Source organism: Halorubrum sp. CGM5_25_10-8B, from assembly GCF_005435095.1.
Lineage (GTDB): Archaea > Halobacteriota > Halobacteria > Halobacteriales > Haloferacaceae > Halorubrum > Halorubrum ezzemoulense.
The window spans coordinates 54145-75012 of the sequence record NZ_SGTY01000004.1 but is presented as its reverse complement, the minus strand read 5'-3'; the positions used below and the strand labels follow the sequence as shown (position 1 = coordinate 75012).

The 20868-nt window shown below is 71.8% G+C and carries 19 protein-coding genes and 1 pseudogene; 14 read left to right on the top strand and 6 right to left on the bottom strand.

Annotated elements, in window-relative coordinates; genetic code table 11:
* The first annotated feature begins 54 nt into the window (after window positions 1–54).
* Window positions 55–954 carry an ornithine carbamoyltransferase gene (argF, locus tag EXE51_RS04810; protein ID WP_086216043.1) on the top strand — a complete coding sequence of 300 codons (900 nt, stop codon included), beginning with the start codon at window positions 55–57 and terminating at the stop codon, window positions 952–954.
* 39 nt (window positions 955–993) lie between these two features.
* Here argF and EXE51_RS17695 read toward each other — a convergent pair whose 3' ends face one another.
* Both EXE51_RS17695 and EXE51_RS04805 read right to left on the bottom strand, forming a co-directional pair.
* Entirely contained in the window at window positions 994–1149 is a 156-nt protein-coding gene (locus EXE51_RS17695; protein ID WP_167373085.1) for a hypothetical protein, read from the bottom strand.
* Window positions 1150–1704: 555 nt separating this feature from the next.
* The gene (locus EXE51_RS04805) at window positions 1705–2847 is read right to left on the bottom strand and encodes a twin-arginine translocase subunit TatC (protein WP_137692104.1); all 1143 of its coding nucleotides are present in this window, start codon (window positions 2845–2847) and stop codon (window positions 1705–1707) included.
* A gap of 215 nt (window positions 2848–3062) precedes the next feature.
* Between EXE51_RS04805 and EXE51_RS04800 the strand changes: the two genes are divergently transcribed.
* The 3 genes from EXE51_RS04800 (at window position 3063) to EXE51_RS04790 (ending at window position 9245) form a co-directional block, all read left to right on the top strand.
* Window positions 3063–5267 (top strand): twin-arginine translocase subunit TatC, encoded by a 2205-nt coding sequence (locus tag EXE51_RS04800; RefSeq protein WP_137692103.1) that lies wholly within the window; start codon window positions 3063–3065, stop codon window positions 5265–5267.
* Window positions 5268–5363: 96 nt separating this feature from the next.
* Complete coding sequence (gene uvrA / locus EXE51_RS04795) at window positions 5364–8315, top strand: excinuclease ABC subunit UvrA (RefSeq protein ID WP_094552656.1); 2952 nt, start codon at window positions 5364–5366, stop codon at window positions 8313–8315.
* A gap of 72 nt (window positions 8316–8387) precedes the next feature.
* A complete protein-coding gene (locus EXE51_RS04790) occupies window positions 8388–9245 on the top strand; it encodes a hypothetical protein (protein ID WP_049932097.1) in 858 nt (285 codons plus the stop codon).
* A 44-nt stretch (window positions 9246–9289) separates the two neighbouring features.
* Here the strand turns inward: EXE51_RS04790 and EXE51_RS04785 are convergent, their stop codons facing one another.
* A complete protein-coding gene (locus tag EXE51_RS04785) occupies window positions 9290–9538 on the bottom strand; it encodes a hypothetical protein (protein WP_049932095.1) in 249 nt (82 codons plus the stop codon).
* Between the two features lie 159 nt (window positions 9539–9697).
* Between EXE51_RS04785 and EXE51_RS04780 the strand changes: the two genes are divergently transcribed.
* Entirely contained in the window at window positions 9698–10081 is a 384-nt protein-coding gene (locus EXE51_RS04780) for a RidA family protein (RefSeq protein WP_049932094.1), read from the top strand.
* A 32-nt stretch (window positions 10082–10113) separates the two neighbouring features.
* On the opposite strand, the gene EXE51_RS04775 is transcribed toward EXE51_RS04780, so the two are convergent.
* Window positions 10114–12144, bottom strand: a complete 2031-nt coding sequence (locus tag EXE51_RS04775) for a helix-hairpin-helix domain-containing protein (protein ID WP_137692102.1) — start codon at window positions 12142–12144, stop codon at window positions 10114–10116.
* Window positions 12145–12299: 155 nt separating this feature from the next.
* On the opposite strand from EXE51_RS04775, the gene larE reads away from it, so the two are divergent.
* The 8 genes from larE to EXE51_RS04735 all read left to right on the top strand — a co-directional run bounded on the left by larE (window position 12300) and on the right by EXE51_RS04735 (window position 17691).
* A complete protein-coding gene (larE, locus tag EXE51_RS04770) occupies window positions 12300–13262 on the top strand; it encodes an ATP-dependent sacrificial sulfur transferase LarE (protein ID WP_089308494.1) in 963 nt (320 codons plus the stop codon).
* A gap of 108 nt (window positions 13263–13370) precedes the next feature.
* Window positions 13371–13574, top strand: a complete 204-nt coding sequence (locus EXE51_RS04765; RefSeq protein ID WP_049932090.1) for a hypothetical protein — start codon at window positions 13371–13373, stop codon at window positions 13572–13574.
* Window positions 13575–13671: 97 nt separating this feature from the next.
* Complete coding sequence (locus EXE51_RS04760; RefSeq protein WP_049932088.1) at window positions 13672–13860, top strand: hypothetical protein; 189 nt, start codon at window positions 13672–13674, stop codon at window positions 13858–13860.
* A gap of 85 nt (window positions 13861–13945) precedes the next feature.
* A complete protein-coding gene (serB, locus tag EXE51_RS04755; RefSeq protein WP_049932087.1) occupies window positions 13946–14596 on the top strand; it encodes a phosphoserine phosphatase SerB in 651 nt (216 codons plus the stop codon).
* Window positions 14597–14701: 105 nt separating this feature from the next.
* Window positions 14702–15538 carry a lycopene cyclase domain-containing protein gene (locus EXE51_RS04750; RefSeq protein ID WP_089308496.1) on the top strand — a complete coding sequence of 279 codons (837 nt, stop codon included), beginning with the start codon at window positions 14702–14704 and terminating at the stop codon, window positions 15536–15538.
* Complete coding sequence (locus EXE51_RS04745; protein WP_049932084.1) at window positions 15531–16673, top strand: Brp/Blh family beta-carotene 15,15'-dioxygenase; 1143 nt, start codon at window positions 15531–15533, stop codon at window positions 16671–16673. The genes EXE51_RS04750 and EXE51_RS04745 overlap by 8 nt, the downstream gene beginning before the upstream one ends.
* Window positions 16674–16744: 71 nt before the next feature.
* The gene (locus tag EXE51_RS04740) at window positions 16745–17401 is read left to right on the top strand and encodes a GNAT family N-acetyltransferase (RefSeq protein WP_086216054.1); all 657 of its coding nucleotides are present in this window, start codon (window positions 16745–16747) and stop codon (window positions 17399–17401) included.
* Window positions 17398–17691 (top strand): hypothetical protein, encoded by a 294-nt coding sequence (locus EXE51_RS04735; protein ID WP_049932083.1) that lies wholly within the window; start codon window positions 17398–17400, stop codon window positions 17689–17691. Before EXE51_RS04740 ends, EXE51_RS04735 begins: the two co-directional genes overlap by 4 nt.
* A 27-nt stretch (window positions 17692–17718) precedes the next feature.
* Here EXE51_RS04735 and EXE51_RS04730 read toward each other — a convergent pair whose 3' ends face one another.
* Together EXE51_RS04730 and EXE51_RS04725 are read right to left on the bottom strand one after the other, a co-directional pair.
* Window positions 17719–19503 carry an L-aspartate oxidase gene (locus tag EXE51_RS04730; RefSeq protein WP_049932080.1) on the bottom strand — a complete coding sequence of 595 codons (1785 nt, stop codon included), beginning with the start codon at window positions 19501–19503 and terminating at the stop codon, window positions 17719–17721.
* Between the two features lie 99 nt (window positions 19504–19602).
* A pseudogene (locus tag EXE51_RS04725) lies at window positions 19603–20498 on the bottom strand (YkgJ family cysteine cluster protein).
* 140 nt (window positions 20499–20638) lie between these two features.
* Here EXE51_RS04725 and EXE51_RS04720 point away from each other — a divergent pair.
* Window positions 20639–20860, top strand: a complete 222-nt coding sequence (locus tag EXE51_RS04720) for a hypothetical protein (RefSeq protein ID WP_049932077.1) — start codon at window positions 20639–20641, stop codon at window positions 20858–20860.
* Window positions 20861–20868: the final 8 nt, after the last annotated feature.

The following is a 20868-nucleotide window of genomic DNA, read 5'->3' as shown; positions in this document are numbered from 1 at the left end:
CTCCCCGAAACCGACTGTTTTCGAACGACACCACCACCCGACACCACACCAACGATGCCCCTCGCAACCGACGACTTCCTCGACATCGACGACGTGACGCCCGCCGAACTGGACGCCCTGCTCGACCGCGCCGCCGCGATGAAGGCGGGCGAGACCGACCCTCGACTCGGGGACGCGACGCTGGGGATGATCTTCGAGAAACCCTCGACGCGCACCCGGGTCTCCTTCGAGACGGGCATGACTCGACTCGGCGGCCACGCGATGTTCCTCGGCCCCGACGACATCCAGCTCGGCCACGGCGAGCCGCTGAAGGACACGGCGCGGGTCCTCGGCCGGTACGTCGACGGCGTGATGGCCCGGCTGTTCGACCACGAGGACGTGGAGACCCTCGCCGAGTACGCCGACTGTCCCGTGATCAACGGGCTCACCGACGAGGCGCACCCCTGTCAGACGCTCGCCGACCTCCTCACGATCCGGGAGACGGTCGGCGAGGACGCCACGGTCGCGTGGGTCGGCGACGGCAACAACGTCGGGCAGTCGTTCGTCGTCGGCGCGGCGATGGCCGGCGTCGACGTGGAGGTCGCCACGCCCGCCGACTACGGGATGGACCCCGACGTGTTCGACCGCGCCGCCGAGTTCGGCGCGGACGTGGCGCCAACGGCTGATCCGGCGACCGCTATCGAGGGCGCCGACGTCGTTTACACCGACGTCTGGATCTCGATGGGGCAGGAGGACGAGCGCGAGGAGAAGCTCGCCGCCTTCGACGGGTTCCAGGTGAACGCCGACCTGCTCGCGGACACCGGCGCGAAGGTGATGCACTGCCTGCCCGCGCACCGCGGCGAGGAGATCACGGACGGCGTGCTCGAATCCGACCGGGCATTGGTCTGGGACCAAGCGGAGAACCGGATGCACGCGCAGAACGCGCTGCTCGTCGAGCTGCTCGGCGAGTCGTGAGGGCGCCGCTGGCGGGGCCGAACCGGAACTGCCGCGGCCTCACCGGCGGTACGGCGGCTCGCGGTCGTCCATGAGGAAGACGCTGTCTTGGTTCGGGTCGAAGTACACCTCCAGCGCGCGGAGGGCGCCCACGTACGCCGCGACCGCGGCGAACACGAACGAGATAGCTGCCGGAACGACGAGGCCGAGGACCATACCGAGTCGATCCTGCCGCGGCGGACTAATGCGTGTCGGCGGAGCGGAGCCGCGTGTCGGCGGAGCGGAGCCGCGTGTCGGCGGAGCGGCGGCGCGTGCCGACGAGCGCCCGCGGGGCGCGAGTCGCACGCGCGAGGGACGCGGTGAGCGACGGGCGACCGAAGGGAGCCCGGAGTGAACCGCGAGGCTGGGGCGGTGTGAGGTGCGGCGCCGTGTGGTCGGGGCGGGACTCGAAGGGGCAGTCGCCGGCGGCGAAGCCGCCGGCTGCCCGTGGCGCGTAGCGCCACGCTGCCGCGAGGCCGAAGCACGCCGCAGTAAGCACCGCAACGAGGGAGCGTCAGCGACCGAGTGAGGCGCGCAACAGGGCGCGCGAGTCTCGCGGCTAGGGCTTCGGAGGTGTCGTCGGCGATCAGCAGGTGTCTGCGTAGAGCCGGGCGGCTGGGGATTGGGAGGCGGTCGCCGTAGAACCGCAGTTCACGAACGACCGAGCGTCTGAGGCGCTGACAGTGCCTGCCGTCGATCCGCAATCAGTGGTAGAAACAGCACCGACCGGATCTAGTTCCCGGTCCAGCGCAGTATCGCGAGCGTCCCCTCGAAGAGGGCGATCATCGTGAGCGTCACGATGATCGGCGCCATCCCGGTCGGATCGGGGCTGAACAGGAACGCGATCCCGAGGAACGACCCCCAGAAGATCAGCCGCTTCGCCTCCAGCCACTGCCGGGTGACGAGGTTCATCATGATCGCGAGCATGATGAAAAGCGGGATCTGGAAGACGATCGCCATGAACGCGAGCATGATGACGATCAGGTTGAACGTCTCCGCGAGCCCGAAGGCGATCGTCGCGGCGTCGGAGGTGTAGGTGGTGAAATACGAGAAGATCGCGGGCAACACGAGGAAGTGCGCGAACGCGATCCCGACACCGCCTAAGATTAGGCTCGTCGGGACCGCCGCGAGGTAGTAGCGGCGCTCCGTCTCGTAGAGTCCCGGGCGCATGAACCGGTACGTCTCGTAGACGAACGCCGGGAGCCCGACCACGACGCCCGCGAGACCGGCCACCTTCAGGCGGGTGAGCGGGAGTTCGAGCGGGCCGTACAGCCGCGGGCGGTTCTCCAGCGGCGCCGGGATGTGGTAGCTCCAGAAGTAGTTGATCAGCTCCGTCGACTCGGTGACGACGACGAGCGTCGCCAGCCCGCCGATGAGGAAGACGACCGCGAGCCGGCGCATCATCTCCTCGATGTGCGCGGCCAGCGGCATCTCCTCGTCCGTCTCCGGCCCTTCGATACCCTCGAACGGCTCGTCCTCGACGGCCGTGGCGGCGTCGGCGGTCGGTGCGTCCGCGGTCGTCGCCGGCGTGCCGCCGTCGCCGAGGCTCTGGCCGTCGTCCGTCGCCGGGAGGCCGTCAGTCGACGGGTCGGCGGCGTCCGCGGAGCCGGTGGCCGCGGAGGCGGCCGAGTCGGCGTCAGCGGAGGCGGTCGAGTCGGCGTCAGCGGAGGCGGTCGAGTCGGCGTCGACCGCGGCGGGGTCCACCTCGGGTCCGACCTCTGCTTCGACCTCGGACTCGACGCTCTCGGACGCGGCGTCGACGGACTCGACGCTCTCGCCGCCCTCTCCGGCGGCGTCGCTCTCGGGTTCGTCCTCGTCGGTCGACCCGTCAGCGGCGGCCGAGTCGTCGTCGCGCGGCCGGTCCGAGTCGTCCATTCAGTTGCCCTACGCGACCGGGCGGTTATCAACCTTTTCGGATGGCTGCGTCGCGCGGGGGCGAAACCGGGTCTCGCGGCGGCGACGGAGCGACCGAAGCGGCGGCCTGGCCGGGCCCGGCGGGCTCGTAACTGCTCAACGGCCCCGCGACGGCTCGGTGGCCGGAGCGCCCGCGGTCGAAAAGGTTGATAACGGCGACGACCGTCGCCTTTCGTATGGCGAGCGCCCTCGACGAAGACACCCAGCAGTCGATCGCGGAGGGCCGCGAGACGGCGAAGGCGTTCCTTCGATCGATCCAGAAGGATCTCCAGAAGGTGTTCGTCGTCTTCCTCATCGGCTTCCTCGCGACGTTCTGGGCGCTCCGAACGTACATCTGGGACCGGCTGCGGGAGGTGACCGAGTCCAACATGAGCGCCGCCGTCGCCGAGGAGGCGGACATCATCGCGACGACCCCGTTCGAAGTGATCCTCCTCCAGGCGAAGATCGGGCTGATCGTGGGCGCGATCGCCGCGATCCCGCCGCTGATCTACGTCACCCGCGACGAACTCCGCGCTCGCGGTATGTGGCCGCAGTCGCCGATCGCCCGCTGGAAGCTCGCGCTCCTCGGACTGCTCGCCGCGGGGCTGTTCTCCGCCGGCGTCGCCTACGGCGTCTTCGCCTTCTTCCCGCTGATGTTCGGCTTTCTCGCGGAGTTCGGGCTGGAGGCCGACATCCAGCCCACCTACGGGATCGTGATGTGGACTGAGTTCATCGTCTTCCTCTCCCTCTCGTTCGGCCTCGCCGGACAGATGCCGATGGTCATCACCGGGCTGTCGTACGCCGAGATCGTCCCGTACGAGACGTTCCGCGACAAGTGGCGCTACGCGGTCGTCGCCATCTTCGTGTTCGGCGCCGTCTTCTCGCCGCCGGACCCGTTCACCCAGCTACTGTGGGCGTTCCCGCTGGTCGCGCTGTACGGCTTCAGCCTCTACCTCGCGAAGCTCGTCGTCACGGCGAAACGGAGCTCCGACCGGATCGACGTGCTCGGCGCCGTGCGGAACCACTGGAACGTCGTCGGGGGGGCGACCGTCCTCGGTGGCGCGCTCGTGTACGGCTTCTACGAGTACGGCGGTCGAACCGCGGTCAACGACCTGCTCCGGCTCGCGGGGAGCACGCGGCGGTTCCTCGAACCGGGCGCCGGGCTCGGCGTCGACCCGACGACCGCGCTCGGCGTCTACGCGGCCGCGTGGGCGATCGCGTTCGCGGCCGTCGCGACGCTGTGGGCGGTGTACACCGACCTCGACACCGCGAGCGCGGGCTACCGGTACGGCGACCCGACCGCCATCGACGTGGGCGAACTCGACGCCGCGGGCGTGCGGGCGGCCCCCGCGGACGCGTTCGCCGAGATGGGCGAAGAGGAGTCGCTCGCGCTCGCGCAATCCGCGATCGACGACGACGACCCGGAGAAGGCGCAGGCGATCCTCGACCGCTTCGACGAGGCGAACGAGGGGAGCGACGGCGACAGTGGCGCGGACGGCGACGGCGGCGCGGACGACGCCGGCGAGGACGGGCTCGTCGGGAACGTCCAGAACCGGACCTCGCGGGCGAGTTCGACGTTCCTCGCGGAGCTCACCGACGGCAACGAGGAGGAGGCCGAAGACGACATCGGCGGCTACTACACGGACCTCAAGTTCATCTTCGACTCGCTGCGCACGCGGTCGTTCCGGATCGTCGCGGTGTTCGGCGCCGTGATGGCGGCCGCGTTCACGTGGCTGTACCTCGGCGGGCTCGGAACGGTCCGGGGCGACCTCGAACGGCGCGTGCCCGCGGAGGTCGAGGGCGGGATCAACATCATCACGCTCCACCCGGTCGAGGCGCTCATCTTCATGGTGAAGTTCTCGGTGATGCTCGGGATCTTCGCCGCGTTCCCCGTGGCCCTCTACTACGCGTGGCCCGCGCTCCGCGAGCGCGGCTTCGTCGCCGGGCGGCTCTATCAGGTGTACCTGTGGGCGGGCGCGCTCGGCGCCGGGATGATCGGCGGCTTCGCGCTCGGGTACGCGTACATCGCCCCCGGGATCATCGGCTGGCTCGTCACCGACGCGCGCCTCGCGGACATGGTCATCACCTACCAGGTGAGCGACTTCCTCTGGCTCGTCATCTACACGACCATCGGGATCGGCTTCCTCGCGGACATCCCCATCGCGATGGTCCTGCTGAACAACGCCGGCGTCCCGTACCGCGTGTTCCGCGCCCGCTGGCGCGAGGTGACGATCGGGATCTTGCTCGTCGCGGCCGTGTTCACCCCCGCCGACGTGATCACGATGTTCCTCGCGACGATCCCGTTGATGTTGGCGTACGGCGTCGGCGTCGGCGTCCTCTTCCTCGTCACCTTCGGGGGGCGGCGGGACCTCTCTCCGCCCGCGGAGTTCGTCGGGGAGTGAGTCCCCGCGCTCGGCGCGGCCGACGGCGAGAACGGGCGCTGCCGGTCCCCGCGACCGACGACTATTCCCGCGCGCGCCCGCAACGGACGAAGTGAAATGAGCAAGGACTACATCGAGGTCCGCGGCGCCGAGGAACACAACCTCAAGGACCTCGACGTCCGGATCCCGCGGGAGGAGTTCACCGTCGTCACCGGGCTCTCTGGCTCGGGGAAGTCGTCGCTCGCGTTCGACACCGTCTACGCAGAGGGACAGCGCCGCTACATCGAGTCGCTGTCGGCGTACGCGCGCAACTTCCTCGGACAGATGGACAAACCGCAGGTGGAGTCCGTCGAGGGGCTCTCGCCGGCGATCTCGATCGACCAGAAGAACGCGGCGAACAACCCACGGTCGACGGTGGGGACCGTCACCGAACTCCACGACTACCTCCGGCTGCTGTACGCCCGGATCGGCACCCAGTACGACCCCGTCACGGGCGAGGAGGTCGGCGAGCAGTCCGCCCAGGACATGGTGAAGCAGATCCTCGACCTGCCCGAGGGCACGCGGGCGAAGATCGCCGCCCCGGTCGTCCGCGACCAGAAGGGCGCCTTCGAGGACTTATTCGAGGAGCTGGTGAGCGACGGGTACAGCCGCGTCGAGATCGACGGCGAGCCCGTCGATCTCACCCTCGACGACCCCGACCTCGACGAGAACTACGACCACACGATCGACGTGATCGTCGACCGCGTTCGGGTGGCCCCGGACGCGCGCTCGCGGATCACCGACTCGGTCGAGACCGCCCTCGAGGAGGCGGGCGGCGTCCTCAAGCTGATCGTCCCCGACCCGCCCGAGGACGTTCCCTTCGCGTCGAACGCGCGCTCGACGGGATCGCTCGCGGCCGACGCCGACGGCGACGACCGCCTCGTCGTCGAGTTCTCCGAGGAGCTGGGCAACCCCAACTCCGACGTACAGTTCTCCGCGATCGAGACGCGCTCGTTCTCCTTCAACAGTCCGTACGGCGCCTGCCCGGAGTGCGAGGGGATCGGCTCGACGAAGGAGGTCGACGAGGACCTCGTCGTCGAGGACCCCTCGAAGCCGCTGAAGCACGTGTTCGAGCCGTGGAGCTACGACCGCACCTACTACTCGCGCCAGCTCGACAACGTCGCGGAGCACTTCGGCGTCGACCTCGACACGCCCTTCGAGGAGCTCGACGAGTCGATCCGGCGGCAGTTCCTCTACGGCACCGACGGGATGGTCCACTTCGAGTGGACGACGAAGAACGGCACGCGCGAGAAGACGGAGCGCTTCGAGGGCGTCATCCCCAACTTGGAGCGCCGCCACGTCGAGACCGACTCCGAGCGCGCCCGCGACCACATCGAGGAGTACATGGCCGTGACCACCTGTCCCGAGTGCGAGGGCACCCGACTGAAGGAGCAGTCGCGGCACGTCCTCGTCGCCGGCACGTCGATCACCGAGGTGAACGAGCTGTCGATCGCCGACGCCCGCGAGCACTTCGAGGGAATGGAGGCGGAGCTGAACGAGCGCGAGACGACGATCGCCGAGGAGATTCTGAAGGAGATCCGCGCGCGGCTCGGCTTCATGGAGGAGGTCGGGCTGGAGTACCTCACGCTCGACCGCGAGGCGTCGACGCTGTCCGGCGGCGAGAGCCAGCGCATCCGGCTCGCGACGCAGGTCGGCTCCGGGCTGGTGGGCGTCCTCTACGTCCTCGACGAGCCCTCCATCGGCCTCCACCAGCGCGACAACGACCGTCTGCTCGACACGCTCGAAGGGCTCCGCGACCTCGGCAACACGCTGCTCGTCGTCGAACACGACGAGGAGACGATGCGGCGCGCCGACGAGATCATCGACATGGGCCCCGGCCCCGGCAAGCGCGGCGGCGAGGTCGTCGCGCAGGGCGACTTCGACGAGGTGGTCGGGACCGACGAGTCGGTGACCGCCGACTACCTCGCGGGCCGGAAGTCGATCCCGGTGCCCGACGAGCGGCGCGAGCCAGACGGCGAACTCGTGGTGACGGGCGCGCGCCAGCACAACCTGAAGGACCTCGACGTGCCGATCCCGCTCGGCACGTTGACGACCGTCACCGGCGTCTCCGGCTCGGGGAAGTCGACGCTCGTCAACGACATCCTCTACAAGGGGCTGGCGCGAGAGATGAACGACAACACCTCGGTCGATCCCGGCGCACACGACGCGATCGAGGGGCTCGACGGGGTCGAGACGGTGCGGCTCATCGACCAGTCGCCGATCGGGCGGACGCCGCGGTCGAACCCCGCGACGTACACGGACGTGTTCGACCACGTCCGAGAGCTGTTCGCGGAGACGAAGCTCTCGAAGCGCCGCGGCTACGAGAAGGGCCGCTTCTCGTTCAACGTGAAAGGCGGCCGCTGTGAGGAGTGCGGCGGGCAGGGGACCGTCAAGATCGAGATGAACTTCCTCTCGGACGTGTACGTCCCCTGCGAGGAGTGCGGCGGCGCCCGCTACAACGACGAGACGCTCGACGTGGAGTACAAGGGGAAGACCATCGCCGACGTGCTCGACATGAGCGTCGCGGAGGCGTACGACTTCTTCGAGAGCCACCGCGGGCTCGAACGCCGCCTGAAACTGCTGAAGGACGTGGGGCTCGGCTACATGGAGCTGGGCCAGCCCTCCACCACCCTCTCGGGCGGCGAGGCGCAGCGCGTCAAGCTCGCCGAGGAGCTCGGCAAGCGCGCGACCGGCGACACGCTCTACCTGCTCGATGAGCCGACGACGGGGCTCCACAAGGAGGACGAGCGCAAGCTGATCGACGTGCTCCACCGCCTCGTCGACGCCGGCAACACCGTGGTCGTCATCGAACACGAGCTCGACCTCGTGAAGAACGCCGACCACGTGATCGACCTCGGCCCCGAGGGCGGCGACGGCGGCGGCGAACTCGTCGCGAGCGGTACCCCCGAGGAGATCGCTCGGGAAGACGCCTCGCACACCGGGCGCTACCTCCGCGACATGCTGCCCGACGTGGACCTCGACGGCCCCCGCGACGACCGGCGGAAGCCCGCGGTCGCGGACGACGACTGAGCGGCGTCTGTGGCGGCTTTCGGGGCGAAATTGGGAAAAGAACTTTTGCTCGACATCGCTTGACACACGGTCATGGAACGACGGTCGTTCCTCTCCGTTGGCGGCGCAGCGGTCCTCGCGCTCGCGGCCGGGCGCTCCTCCACCGCCGAAGGCGCCGGCGGTCCCGCGGCGGCGGTCGAGGCGTACTACCGGCGGGCGAGCGCGAGCGAAGACGCAGAGGCGTTCGCGGCGGACGTTCCGGCGCTCGCGCACCCCGTCTCCCCGCTCTCGACGCTCGCCGAGGACGTGCCGATGGCGTTCGACACCACGGTGAGACAGGAACTCGCCGACGCCGCGGTCGTCGAGGAGAACGTCTCGGCCGACCGGATCCGCTCGATATCCGGATTCCTGTCGGCCTCGCTCACCGACGAGGAGCTGGAGTCGATCGCCGCGGAGAACGCGGTCGTCTCGGCGACCGTCGTCGGTGGCGACGGGGGCGAGTTCGAGCGTCGGTGGCTCGTCGCGACCGACGACGGCGAGTGGGGCGTCGTGTGGCCCGGCGAACCGGAGGGACCGGTGACAGTCGTCAGGGAGTACTACCGGCGGGCGGGCGAGGCCGAGAGCGCGGCAGCGTTCGCCGACGACGTCCGGGAGCTCTCGCACCCCGCGTCGCCGCTGGGCGAGGTGGCGGCGGACGTGCCGGGCCTCTTCGACGGCGCGCGGCGTCAGGGGCTCGTCGAGGCCGCCGTCGTCGCCGAGGACGTGGACGCCGAGCGCGTCCGGAGCGTCTCGGACTTCTTCGCCGGGGCCGCGGACGACGAGACGATCGAGACCGTCGCCGCGGAGAACGCGGTCGTCTCGGTGACAGTCACCGACGGCGACGGCGACGAGTTCGAACTGGAGTGGCTCGTCGCGACCGCGGACGGCGAGTGGCGGCTCGTCTGGCTCTGAGGGTGCGATCGTAACCGGGACGACGCGGCGCCGAGACCGTCGCGTTACCCCGCCGTCGGCCGACGGCCGGGCGATCCGACGGCTCTCGCAACGACGAGGAGCGCGATCAGGTCGACGGTGAGCGCCGCGATGGAACCGAAGCGGAACAGGATCAAGAGACCCAGTACCGCCACGGCGAGCCCGACGGCCGCGCGACGGGCGCGGTCACGGTCGGGGAGCAAGCGGGACACCTGAGCGCCGACGCCGACCTGCGCCGCGAAGAGGAGGACGCCGAACGGGGACACGGCTGGCATACGGCTCGATTCCGACCGAGCCTGTATGAATATGTCGGCGGGGCGACGAACGCCCGGACGGGGCGTGGGTCGGGGCGACCGCCTCGCGGCGGTGTCGGAGCGGCCGAGGCGACCCCCGCGACCCGCATCTTGATGCCGCGGCGCGCCGTCGCCCCGGTCATGCGAGAGATCACGACGGACGACGTCCCGGAAGCGCTCGGCCCGTACTCGCAGGGGATCGTCTCGGGCGACACGGTCCACGTCTCCGGGAAGACGGGCGTGGACCCCGACACGGGGGAGGCGCCCGACTCGGTCGGCGAACAGACGACGCAGACGCTCGAAAACGTCGCCGCGATTCTGGAGGCGGCGGGGACGACCCCGGACGCGATCGTGTCGGCGACCGTCTACCTCACCGACATGGACGACTACGACGCGGTGAACGAGGCGTACCGGTCGTTCCTCTCGGAGCCGTACCCGGCGCGGACCTGCGTCGAGGTGTCTCGGCTCCCCGCGCCGCTCGACGTCGAGATCACGGTCACGGCGGAGCTCGACGGCGGCGACTGAGTTCTCGGGGCGGGGGGAGACCCGCTCCCGGCTCAGAACTTCTCCAACAGGTCGCCGTAGAACTCGCCGCCGCGGTCGTCCGCGAGCTTCTCGACGATGAGCTCCGGCGTCGACCGCGCGAGGTGCCCCTTCTTCGGCGAGCGGTTCACGCGGAGTTCGCCGTCGACGAGCCCCGCGGCCTCGATGCCGTCGACCGCGACTTCGAAGTCGGTGGCGGCGCGGATCTCGCGGGCGAGGTGCGAGACGAAGACGGCGGTCGCGTCCTGGTCGTCGAGCGCCTCCAAGATGCCCGCGATGATCTTCGCGGAGGCGCCCGGCTCGGTGATGGATTCGAGTTCGTCCACCAAGACCAGCCGACCGTCGGCGCCGTCGACGAGGTCGCCGAAGTCCCGCAGCGTCGCCTCGAACGCGCCGGCGTCGAGAGTGCCCTGCGACTTCGCGTAGTAGTGGATCTCCTCGAACCGCTCGACGGTCGCCGACTCGGCCGGCACGGGCATCCCCATCTGTGCGAGCACGACGACCAGCGCGACCAGATCGAGCGTCGAGGTCTTCCCGCCGGAGTTCACCCCGGAGAGCAGCGTCGCGCCCGACACGCCGTAGTCGACGGGCTCGACATCGGGGAAGTCGACGTCGAGGAGCGGGGAGCGACCGCCCTCGATGCGGAAGCCGGCGGGCGGGGCCTCGCCGCCGTCGTCGTCGCCCGCCGGCTCGACCACCTCGGGCAGCGTACAGTCGAAGTCGCGCGCGAACCGCGCGACGGCGAGCTCGACGTCGAGCTCCAGGGCGTCGCGGACCAGCTCCTCGACCGGCTGGCGGAGGTCCCCGAGGTCGCTCGCGAGGTCGGCCTTCAGCTTCGCCGCCCGGCGGTCCCGGGCCGCGGAGAGCTCGGTCCGGAGCCGCGAGACGGCGCTCTCGTCGTGGTCGACCGGGAAAGATGGGTCGCCGCCGAAGACGCGCTCCGCGAGCTCCGCCTCCTCGGGTTCCAGTCGGAGCGCGTCGGCGAGGTGTTCGCGGGCGGCGTCGACGGCCGCGTCGTACTCGTCGGCGAGCTCGCGGTCCAGCAGGGAGTCCACGCGGGCGCCCTGCTCGACGAGGGAGAGGAAGTCGGTCCCCTCGATGGTGACGTCGCGCTCGCGGATCGCCTCGCGCAGCCGGTCGTCGGCGACGGAGGCGGCCGTCGACACCGCGGCGTCGAGGTCGTCGACGGCGGCGGTGAGCCGGTCCAGCTCCGCGTCGCCGGCGATCGTGCCGTCGTCGTCGAGCCGCGAGAGCGCGTCGCGCAGGCGGTCGAGGGCGACCGGAGGGCCGCCGCCCGAGACGGGGTCGCCGGCCGCCGCGGCCGCCTCGTGGACCGCCGCGGCCGCCTCCAGCCGGTCGCGGTTCTCGGCGAAGAAGGCGAGCAGCCGCTCGGGCACCGTCTCCGCCGGCGCCTCCAGCGCGTCCGGCCGCACGCTCACGTCGCCCTCCACGTCGAGCCCGGCGAACGACTCGTCCAAGACGATCACGGACGCGTACGAGCGGCCCAGCTCGGAGACGTCACGCGCGTCCTCGACGGTCTCGACGGAGAGCTCGGGAACCTCCGCCTCGGCGCGCGCGAGCGTCTCGGCGTCGGCCGTCGCGAGGCAGCGGTCGCGGACGCGGACGGTCGGGGGGTCCGACAGGGGCGCGCAGTCCGCGAGCGCCTCGCGGACCGCCGGGTCGGGGTCGCGGTCGGCCGCGGCGGCGGCGAACGACTGCGCCTCCGCGATCCGCGAGGCGGACGCGCTCGGGTAGAACGTCTCCAGCCGCTTCGCCGCGTAGTCAGTGACGGTGCGCTCGCGCAGCAGGTCGATCGCCTCCCGGTACAGCTCGCGGGCGCGGTCGGTGGCCAGCACGCGACCGTCGTCGCCGTGGCGGCGCCGGATCGCTCCGCGAGCGATGCGGGCCGCGCGGGCCTCGTTGACGCCCGGCGCGCGGGCGATGGCGGCCACGTCGCCGGACTCGACGGTCGCGACCGGGTCGTCGAGTTCGCGCAGCGAAGCGGCCGTCTTGGCGCCGACGCCGGGGATCGCCTCCAGCTCCATCTACCCGCCGGTATCACGGCAACGGTGTAAAGCGTGCGGGTCGCTCCCGCGGATCCCCGCGGCGTCCGGCGGGTCGGGGGGCGGCGCGCGTCTCAGAGCGAGGACCAGCGCGCCGGGTGCGACGCCCTTTTTCGCGCTCGTCGCCAACGCCTGCCATGAGTCAGGACGCGCGTGCCGTCGGCGACGGGTCGCTCGACCCCGAGGCGGCGGCGAAGGCGGCGACCGCCCGCGAGGCGCTCGGCGAGCGCGACGGGGTGCTCGTCGCGTTCTCGGGCGGCGTCGACTCCGCGGTGGTGGCCGCGCTGGCAACGGAGGCGCTCGGCGACGACGCCGTGGCGTGTACCGCCCGCAGCGAGACGCTCCCCGCGGCGGAGCTCGACGACGCGAAGCGAGTCGCCGACGAGATCGGGGTCCGCCACGAGACGGTGACGTTCTCCGAGCTCGACGACCCGAACTTCGTCGCCAACGACGGCGACCGGTGTTACCACTGCCGGACCATGCGGCTCGGCCGGATGTACGAGACCGCGAAGGAGCTGGGGATCGACACCGTCTGCGACGGGACGAACGCGGACGACCCCGGCGAGGGGCACCGACCGGGGCTCCGCGCGGTCGAGGAGCTCGACGTGTTCTCGCCGCTGCTCGACGCCGGGATCACGAAGGCGGAGGTCCGCGCGATCGCCGAGTCTCGCGACCTCTCCGTGGCCGACAAGCCCTCGATGGCGTGTCTCTCCTCGCGGATCCCGACCGGGCTGGAGGTCACCGAGGAGCGGCTGACCCGCGTCGAGAAGGCGGAGCGGGTGCTCCGCGAGTGGGGCTTCGAGGGGTTCCGGGTTCGCGACCACGACGGCCTCGCACGCGTCGAGATCGCCCCCGACGAACTGGAGCGCGCGCTCGACCCGGCCTTCGCCGACGCCGTCCACGAACACCTCACCGACCTCGGCTTCGAGTACGTCACCCTCGACATGGCCGGCTACCGAACCGGGAGCGTGAGTCCGGGCGGCGAGGAGGTGGGCGACGGGGATGCGGGCGACGAGAACTCCGACAACGCGAACGGAGAGCCCGCCGGGAGCGACGCGGCGGACGACGGCGCCGACCTCGGGCGGCGGTACCCGCGCTGAGGCGCCGGCGACCGCCGAGAGCGGCACCGGCGCCGGAATGAGGGCGGCGTTATCACCGGAGAGAACCCGGCGGGAACGCTTATAACCCGTGTTACTAAAGCGACACCTATGCGGGAGGCACAGACGCTGGCGGTGATCGCCGGCGGCGTCGGGGGGGCCGTCGGGGCGTTCGTGGGCGTCGCGATCGGCGGCTCGGCGCTCTCGGTGACGATGACCACCCTCGGGGTCGCCACCGTGGTCGGCGTCGGCGTCATCGCGAGCGCGGTCATCGCCGGCGACGTGGAGTTCCTCGCCGACGCTGACGGCGAGTGAGGAGGGCGGCGCGAAGCGCTGCGACGCGGCCGAAAGGGGCCGGGCGGGCGCGAGTTCGGAGTACCGTTCAAATGCGAGTTTCACGTAAACGGACACGATGGCCGCTGCGGCGTCGTTCTGGGAGGAGTGCGACCGATACCACGAGCTCGCGGAGCGGTTCCAGCGCGGCATCGAGATCACCCACCCCGATCGGCTCACCGGGCGGAGCGGCTACTACAGCGAGTGCGGCTGCGCCTGGTGCGCCGAGGAGGTCAGGTACTTCGAGTACCGCGGCGAGCGGCTGTGAGCGGGCCGTGTCCGAGAGGCGCTCCCGCCGGTGAAAATCGGGGGCGACCGCGCGCTTCAAGGCCCCGCCGCGACGAACGGACGCCATGAGTCTCATCGCGTTCGACTTCGACGGGACGCTCTCCGACTCCGAGATGACGGTCCTGCTCGCGGAGCGGGCGGGCGTCGCCGACGAGGTCGCCGAGATCACCGAGCGGGCGATGAACGACGAACTCAGCTACGCCGAGAGCCTCTACCGGCGCGCGGAGCTGCTGGAAGCCCTTCCCGAGGCGGAGGTCGAGGACGCGTTCGACGCGGTGCGGATCCGGCCCGGCGCCGCGCGTCTCATCGAGCGCCTCCGCGACGAGGGGCACCACGTCGCCGTCCTCACCGGGGGGTTCGAGCGCGGCGTCGAGGCGGCGCTCGCTCGCGAGGGGGTCGCCGTCGACACGATCGTCGCCAACCGACTGCCGACCGGACCGGACGGCGCCCTCACCGGCGAGGCGGAGGGACCGCTGATCGAGGGGACGAAGGACGACGCGCTCGCCGACCTCGCGGCCGAGGTCGGCGTCCCGATGCGCGAGACGGTGGCGGTCGGCGACGGCGCGAACGACCTCCCGATGCTGGAGGTCGCGGGCCTGGCGGTCGGCTTCGTCCCGAAGTCCGCGGTGCGGCCGGTCTGTGATTCGGTCGTCGCCTCCATGTACCGGCTGGGGAAGGTGCTGGAGGCGCACGGCGTCCTCGCGGCCGGGGACTGATCACCGAACCGGTTCGGGCCGGCGATACCTGACCACGTTGGGCTGAAGGGTTAAACAGAAACGGGGGCGATATGTTGGCATGAGCGTCTTCGCCGGGGTGGTCCGATGCTACCGACGCTGACGTATCTCCAGTTTCATCTCGTCTTCAGTCTCCCCGTGCTGGCGCTGCTGTGGTACCTCGCCCCGCGGTACGAGGCGACGCGGCAGCGCCGGGCGGTCGGTGGGATCGCGATCCTCGTCGCCATCGCGTACGCCTACACCACCCCGTGGATCAGCTACATGATCCGCCGGGGCGCCTGGGGGTACGCGGACGGCGCCGTCGTCGCGCGGGCGCTCTCGATCCCGCTCGGCGAGTACCTGTTCTTCGCGATCCAGACGATCGTGGTCGCGTTCGCGCTCCACCGGATCGGTTTCGATCCGACGTTCCGCGAGGGCGACTTCGACCGCGTGCCCCGGGCCGCCGGCGTCCTCGTCGGCCTCGCGATGGTCCCGATCGGGCTGGGGCTCGCATGGCTCGACCCGTCGTTCCTGTACCTCGGCGGGCTGATCGCGTGGGTCGGGCCCGTCCTCGCGCTCCAGTGGGGCGTCGGCGGCGGCTACCTCGCGCGCACGCCGCGGCTGTGGATCACGGCGACGCTCGCCCCGGCGGCGTACTTCTGGGTCGCCGACCGGATCGCGATCGGCATGGGGACGTGGTACCTCTCGCCGGAGTTGACGACCGGGATCGCGGTCCTCGGCCTCCCGATCGAAGAGATGCTGTTCTTCGTCGCCGCGGGAGTGATGACGATCAACGGCCTCGTCTTGTTCGAGTGGGTGCTCGACTGGAACGACCGCCGCCGGGCGGCGGCGGACGCTGTCGCCGGCGCCGGGTCGGAGCCCGAGCGGGACGTTCGCGGCCCCGAGTCCCCGGCCGACCCGGACCCGGACGTGGTCGATGACTGAGGCGTCGGAGGCGTCGCGGAGCGCGGCGGACGCCCGGTCCGTCGCGACCGCGGGACGCGGGGCCGACGAGAGCGTCGGCGACGGGCGCGACGCCGACCCGGCGGCCGAGCGGGTCGACCGGTGGTTCGCGCGACGTCCGGCGCTGGCGCTGGCGGCGCTGTTGCCGGTCGGCGCCGCGACCCCCCTGTTTCCGGTCGAACTCGGCGTCGCGACGTTCGCGCTCGGCACCCTCGCCGTCGGGATGGCGCACGGGGCAGTGGACCACCTCGTCCCCCTACGGGCCGCGCCGGGCGTGTCGCTCCGGCGGTCGATCGCGGTCGTCTCCGTCGGCTACGCGGTCCTCGGCGGGGCGGTCGTCGCAGCGTTCTTCGCCGCGCCCGTCGCCGCGTTCGTCGGGTTCATCGCGCTCACGTGGCTCCACTGGGGGCAGGGCGACGTGGCGACGCTCGCGATCGCGGGCGTCGACCACCTCCCCACCTCGGCCGAGCGCTGGCTGGCGCTTATCGTCCGCGGCGGCCTCCCGATGGGCGTCCCGCTCCTCGCGCACCCCGAGGAGTACCGGCTGGTGGCCGAGTGGATCGTCGGCCTGTTCCTCGTCGACGGGGGCGCGGCCGCGACGGCCGTCGACCCCCTGTTCGCGCCCGCGGTCCGCGCCGGGGTCGGCGTCGGGATGGCGGCCGCGACGCTGGCGTCGGTCGGGCTCGGCTACCGGCGGGTTCGGAGCGGGCGCGACGCCGGCGGCTGGCGCCGCGACGCCGGCGAGCTGGCCGTGCTGTGGGCGTGGTTCCTGCTCGCCGCGCCGGTGTTCGCGATCGGGGTGTACTTCGCGCTGTGGCACGCGCTCCGGCACGTCGGCCGGCTCGTCCTCGTCGACCCAGCGGCGGCGAGCGCGGCGTCGGCCGGCGACGCGGTCGGCGCGCTCGCCCGCTTCGGGCGCGACGCGGCGCCGCTCACGCTCGGCGGGTTCCTCGTGGTCGGCGCGGTCGGCGTCTCGGTCCCCGCGGGCGTGGCGGCGCCGGGCGACCTGCTCGCCGTGTCGCTCGTCGCCATCGCCGCCATGACGCTCCCGCACGTCGTCGTCGTGGCGTGGCTCGACCGGCGGGAGGGAGTCTGGCGGCCGGGCGCCGGGGCCTGATCGGCGCCGACCGGAGGCGGCCGGTGCCGGCACCGCACCGCTCTTGGTCGGCGACGGCGTCCGTCCGGTAGATGGACGAGATCGCGATCCGCGAGCCGCGACCGGGCGACGCCGAGCCGCTGGAGGCGCTCATCACCTCTCATTTCACCGAGGGGAGCTCCTACGGCGTGGACCTCGGGATCGACGACCCGACGTACCACGTGCTGGTCGCGGTCGAGGGGGACGCCGTCGAGTCGGCGGGAGACGCGGTTGACGGCGAGAGTGACCGAACCGACGCTGTCGACGGCGAGGGCGACCGGGACGGCGCGATCCTCGGCGTCATGGCGCTCCGCGAGTTCACCGATCCGACCGCCGTCGCCGACGAGATGTACTTCTTCGACGACCCCGACCTGCTGCCCGCCGCGGAGCGGTACGGCCACCTCGAAATGGGGTACGTCAGGGAGGGCGCGACGGGTCGGGGGATCGGCAGTCGGCTGCTCGGTCGCCTCCACGAGGCCGGCGCGGAGCGGGGCGTCGACCTGTTCCTCGCGGACTCGTGGTACCACGGCGGCGACGACTCCCCGGAGAAGCTGTTCGACGCGCACGGCTACGAGACGATCCACCGCGACCCGATCGAGCGCCCCGCGGCGGAGTGCCCGAAGTGCGAGGAGACGTGTACCTGCGAGGGCGCGCTCGCCGTGCGGCGCGTCGCGGGCGACGCGACCGACGCGGAGGCGAGCCGGTCGTGAACCACGACCGCGTCCACGCCAGGGAACCGTCGCACCACGTCGACCAGTGGTCGGTCGGCGTCGTCGAATCGATCGGCGAGCGCGACGGCCACTGCGTCGTGACGGTGCGGCCGATCGTGCCGGAGAGAGAGGCGGGAGGAGATGAAGCGGTGGCAGACGGGGACCGCGGCGAGCCCGTCGAGTTGACGCTCACGCTCGCCGTGCGGGACCTGTTCGTGAGCCGGCTCCCGATCGACGACGGCGAGTCGCCGGTCGGCGAGCGCGTCTGGTACCGGGAGCGGGGCGGGTGAAGGAGGGACGAGCGGAGCGGGCCGTCGCTACTCTAGCTGGTGGTAGTCCAGCTCGTGTCCCTCGTCGAGGGCGGCCTGGACGGCGTCGCTCGGCTGATCGACCGGTTCGGTGCGGAGCGTCATGCCGCCGACGTCGGCCGCGTCGAAGTAGACGTTGCGCCGCCAGTCGGGGTCGGTGTCGGGGTGGTCGGTGCGGTAGTGCGCGCCGCGCGACTCCTCGCGTTCGAGCGCGCCGCGGAGGACCGCCTCGGCGGCGACAAGCATGAAGCCGGCGTCGACGGCGAGCTCGAACGACTCGCTGGTGACCGGCCCGACGCGCATGTCCGCGGCGCGGTCGCGGACGGCGGCGAGGCGGTCGAGCCCCTCCCGGAGCGACGACTCGTCGCGGAGGATGCCCGCGTGCTCCCACATCAGCTCGCGGAGGTCGGCGAGCACCGCGTCGACCTCGTTGGCGCCGTCGTTGTCCGCCATCGCGCGCAGGTCGCGGAGGTGCGGCTCGACGGTCTCCTCGCGGAGGGCGTCGGGCACCTCGCCCGGGCCGTCGACGCGGTCGGCGATCCGCTCGCCCGCAACGACGCCGTACGCGACCGTCTCGGCCAGCGAGTTGCCGCCGAGGCGGTTCGCGCCGTGAACGCCCGCCATCGTCTCCCCGATGGCGAAGAGGCCGTCAACGTCGGTCTCGCCGTGGTCGTCGACGGCGACGCCGCCCATCCCGTAGTGGGAGGTCGGCGCGACCTCGACGGGCTCCTCGGCCATGTCCACGCCGAGGTCTTGGAACCGCTCGTACATTCTGGGGAGCCGCTCCTCGATGAAGTCGGCGTCGCGGTGAGAGATGTCGAGGTAGACGCCGCCGTGCTCCGTGCCGCGCCCCTCGCCGATCTCGCGGGCGATGGCGCGGGCGACCACGTCGCGGGCGTCGAGCTCCATCTGGTCCGGAGAGTAGCGCTCCATGAACCGCTCGCCCTCGGCGTTGAACAGGCGGCCCCCCTCGCCGCGGACGGCCTCGGTCACGAGGCGGCCGCTCCACGGCGCCCACTCGGGGTCGGCCTCGTCGACGGCCATCCCCGTCGGGTGGAACTGCATGAACTCCATGTCCATCAGCGACGCGCCGGCGTCGAAGGCCAGCGCCGCGCCGTCGCCGTTGTTCTCGTCGTCGCGGGAGGTGTGCCGGTTGTAGATCGCTGCGTGGCCGCCGGCGGCGAGAACGACGGTGCCCGCGTTGAACAGCACGAACTCGCCGTCGTCCATGTCGAAGCCGACCGCACCGTGGACGGCCTCGCCGTCGGAGACCAGCTTCGTGATCATCACGTTCTCGCGGTAGGGGACCGACAGCGCCTGCGCGCGGTCGACGAGCGTGTTCAGCAGCGACTCGCCGGTGTGGTCGCCGGCGAAGGCGGTCCGGCGGAACGACTGCGCGCCGAAGAACCGCTGGTCGATCGCGCCGTCGTTGGTGCGGGAGTACGCCATCCCCCAGTCGTCGAGCTCGCGGAGCCGCTCGGGCATCTGCGCGGTCACTGTCTCGACCTTCCCGGGATCGTTGATCAGGTGGCCCTCGTTGAGGGTGTCCGCCGCGTGGATCGCGGGCGAGTCCTCGGGGTCGTGGGTCCCGAGCGCGCCGTTGATCCCGCCCCGAGCCCACGTGGTGTGGGCGTCGCCGTGTCCGCGCTTCCCGAGGACGAGCACGTCGTCGACGCCGCGCTCGGCGAGTTCGATCGCCGCGCGCGCGCCGGCGGCGCCGGCGCCCACGACGAGGACGGACACGTCCTCTCGCGCGTACTCGACCGGCTCGTCAGTCGGGGCTCGTTCGTCCATGTTCGAACGGAGGGTCCGGAGACGGGTAAGCCTCACGCGCGTGTGCGTGCGCGCGAGAAGGCGGCGCGAACACACGACCGAGGACGGTCGGCGCGTCCCCTATCGCTCCGCGTCCCAGCCGGGCGTGCCGGGCGCGCCGGCGTCGTCCTCGACGGCGCGGGCGAGGCGGTCGCGCGCGTCGCGGTCGAGGCCGACCCGCTCGCGTCGGCGCCGGCGCGCTCCGTCCACTCGCGGATCGCGGACCCGACCCACGAGTCGGCCTCGCGGGCGTCGTCCCGAGCCTCGGCCATGCGGTCGCGCGTCACCGACAGCGATCCGGGGCGAGAGCCGACGGCGGCGCCGGCGAAGCGGGCGCGGTCGTCGGCGGTCGCCCCGCCGTCGCGGAGCCGGGCGACGACGCCGTCGAGGTCCTCCGGGTCGGGGTACGCGAACACCGTCGCGCCGAGCGCCTGCGGGCCGAACGCGGGCGCCGGGAGGTCGTCGGCCGGCTCGTCGTCGAGGAGCCGGTCCCCGCCCCCGGCGGCCTCGACGCGCTCGCACTCGGTCTCGGCGTCGAGTTCGAGGTTGTGACCCGGGTAGCTCGAACAGGTGCGCGGGTAGCGGTCGTCGCCGTGGATCCGGCACTGGAGCGTCGTCGGGTCGAGGAAGGCGCAGGCGCCGAGCCAGCGCGGCTCGTCGGTCCCGATCGGTGCGACCGGTTTGGGGGGCTTCCGGAGGCCGACGACGAAGACGGGGCGGCCGTCGATCGCGGCGAGGTCGGTCCCGTCGATCCGAACGCGCTCGTCGCGCTCGGCCGGCTCGAACAGTCGGGGGACCAGAGCGTCGCCCAGACCGTCGTCGACGATGCCTACGACCTCGTCGCGGGTGAGCGGGACGAGGTCGTAGGTGTCGTCGAGCGGGGGACGAGGCCCGGTGCGGTCTGAGCCCGCCGCGGCCGGATCGAGCGGACGCCAGTCGACGCAGCAGCCGGCGCAGCCCTCACAGCGGAGTTCCATACGGCCCTGCCAACGGTTCGCAGTGTGATAAGTTGTCGGTGGAACGCGAACCGGACGCGAACCGAGTCCGGACGGAACGCGAACCGGGCGCGTCCCGGACCCGGACCGTTTTGCCGACCCCGGCCGAACGTCGTCACGAGATGGACTCGGAACGGGCGGAACTCGGACGGCTCGCGGTCCGGATCGTCCGAGAACACGAGGCCGCGGCGGTGACGCCGGGGGTGGTCGTCCAGCGGCTGGCGGTCGAGTACGACCGCGAACACGAGTACAGCGAGGTGTTCGACCTGCTCCACGAGCTGGAAGAGACGGGCGAGCTCGTATACCACAACGGGGAGTACAACGAGTTCGCCGCGCCCGAGTGACCCCGAGC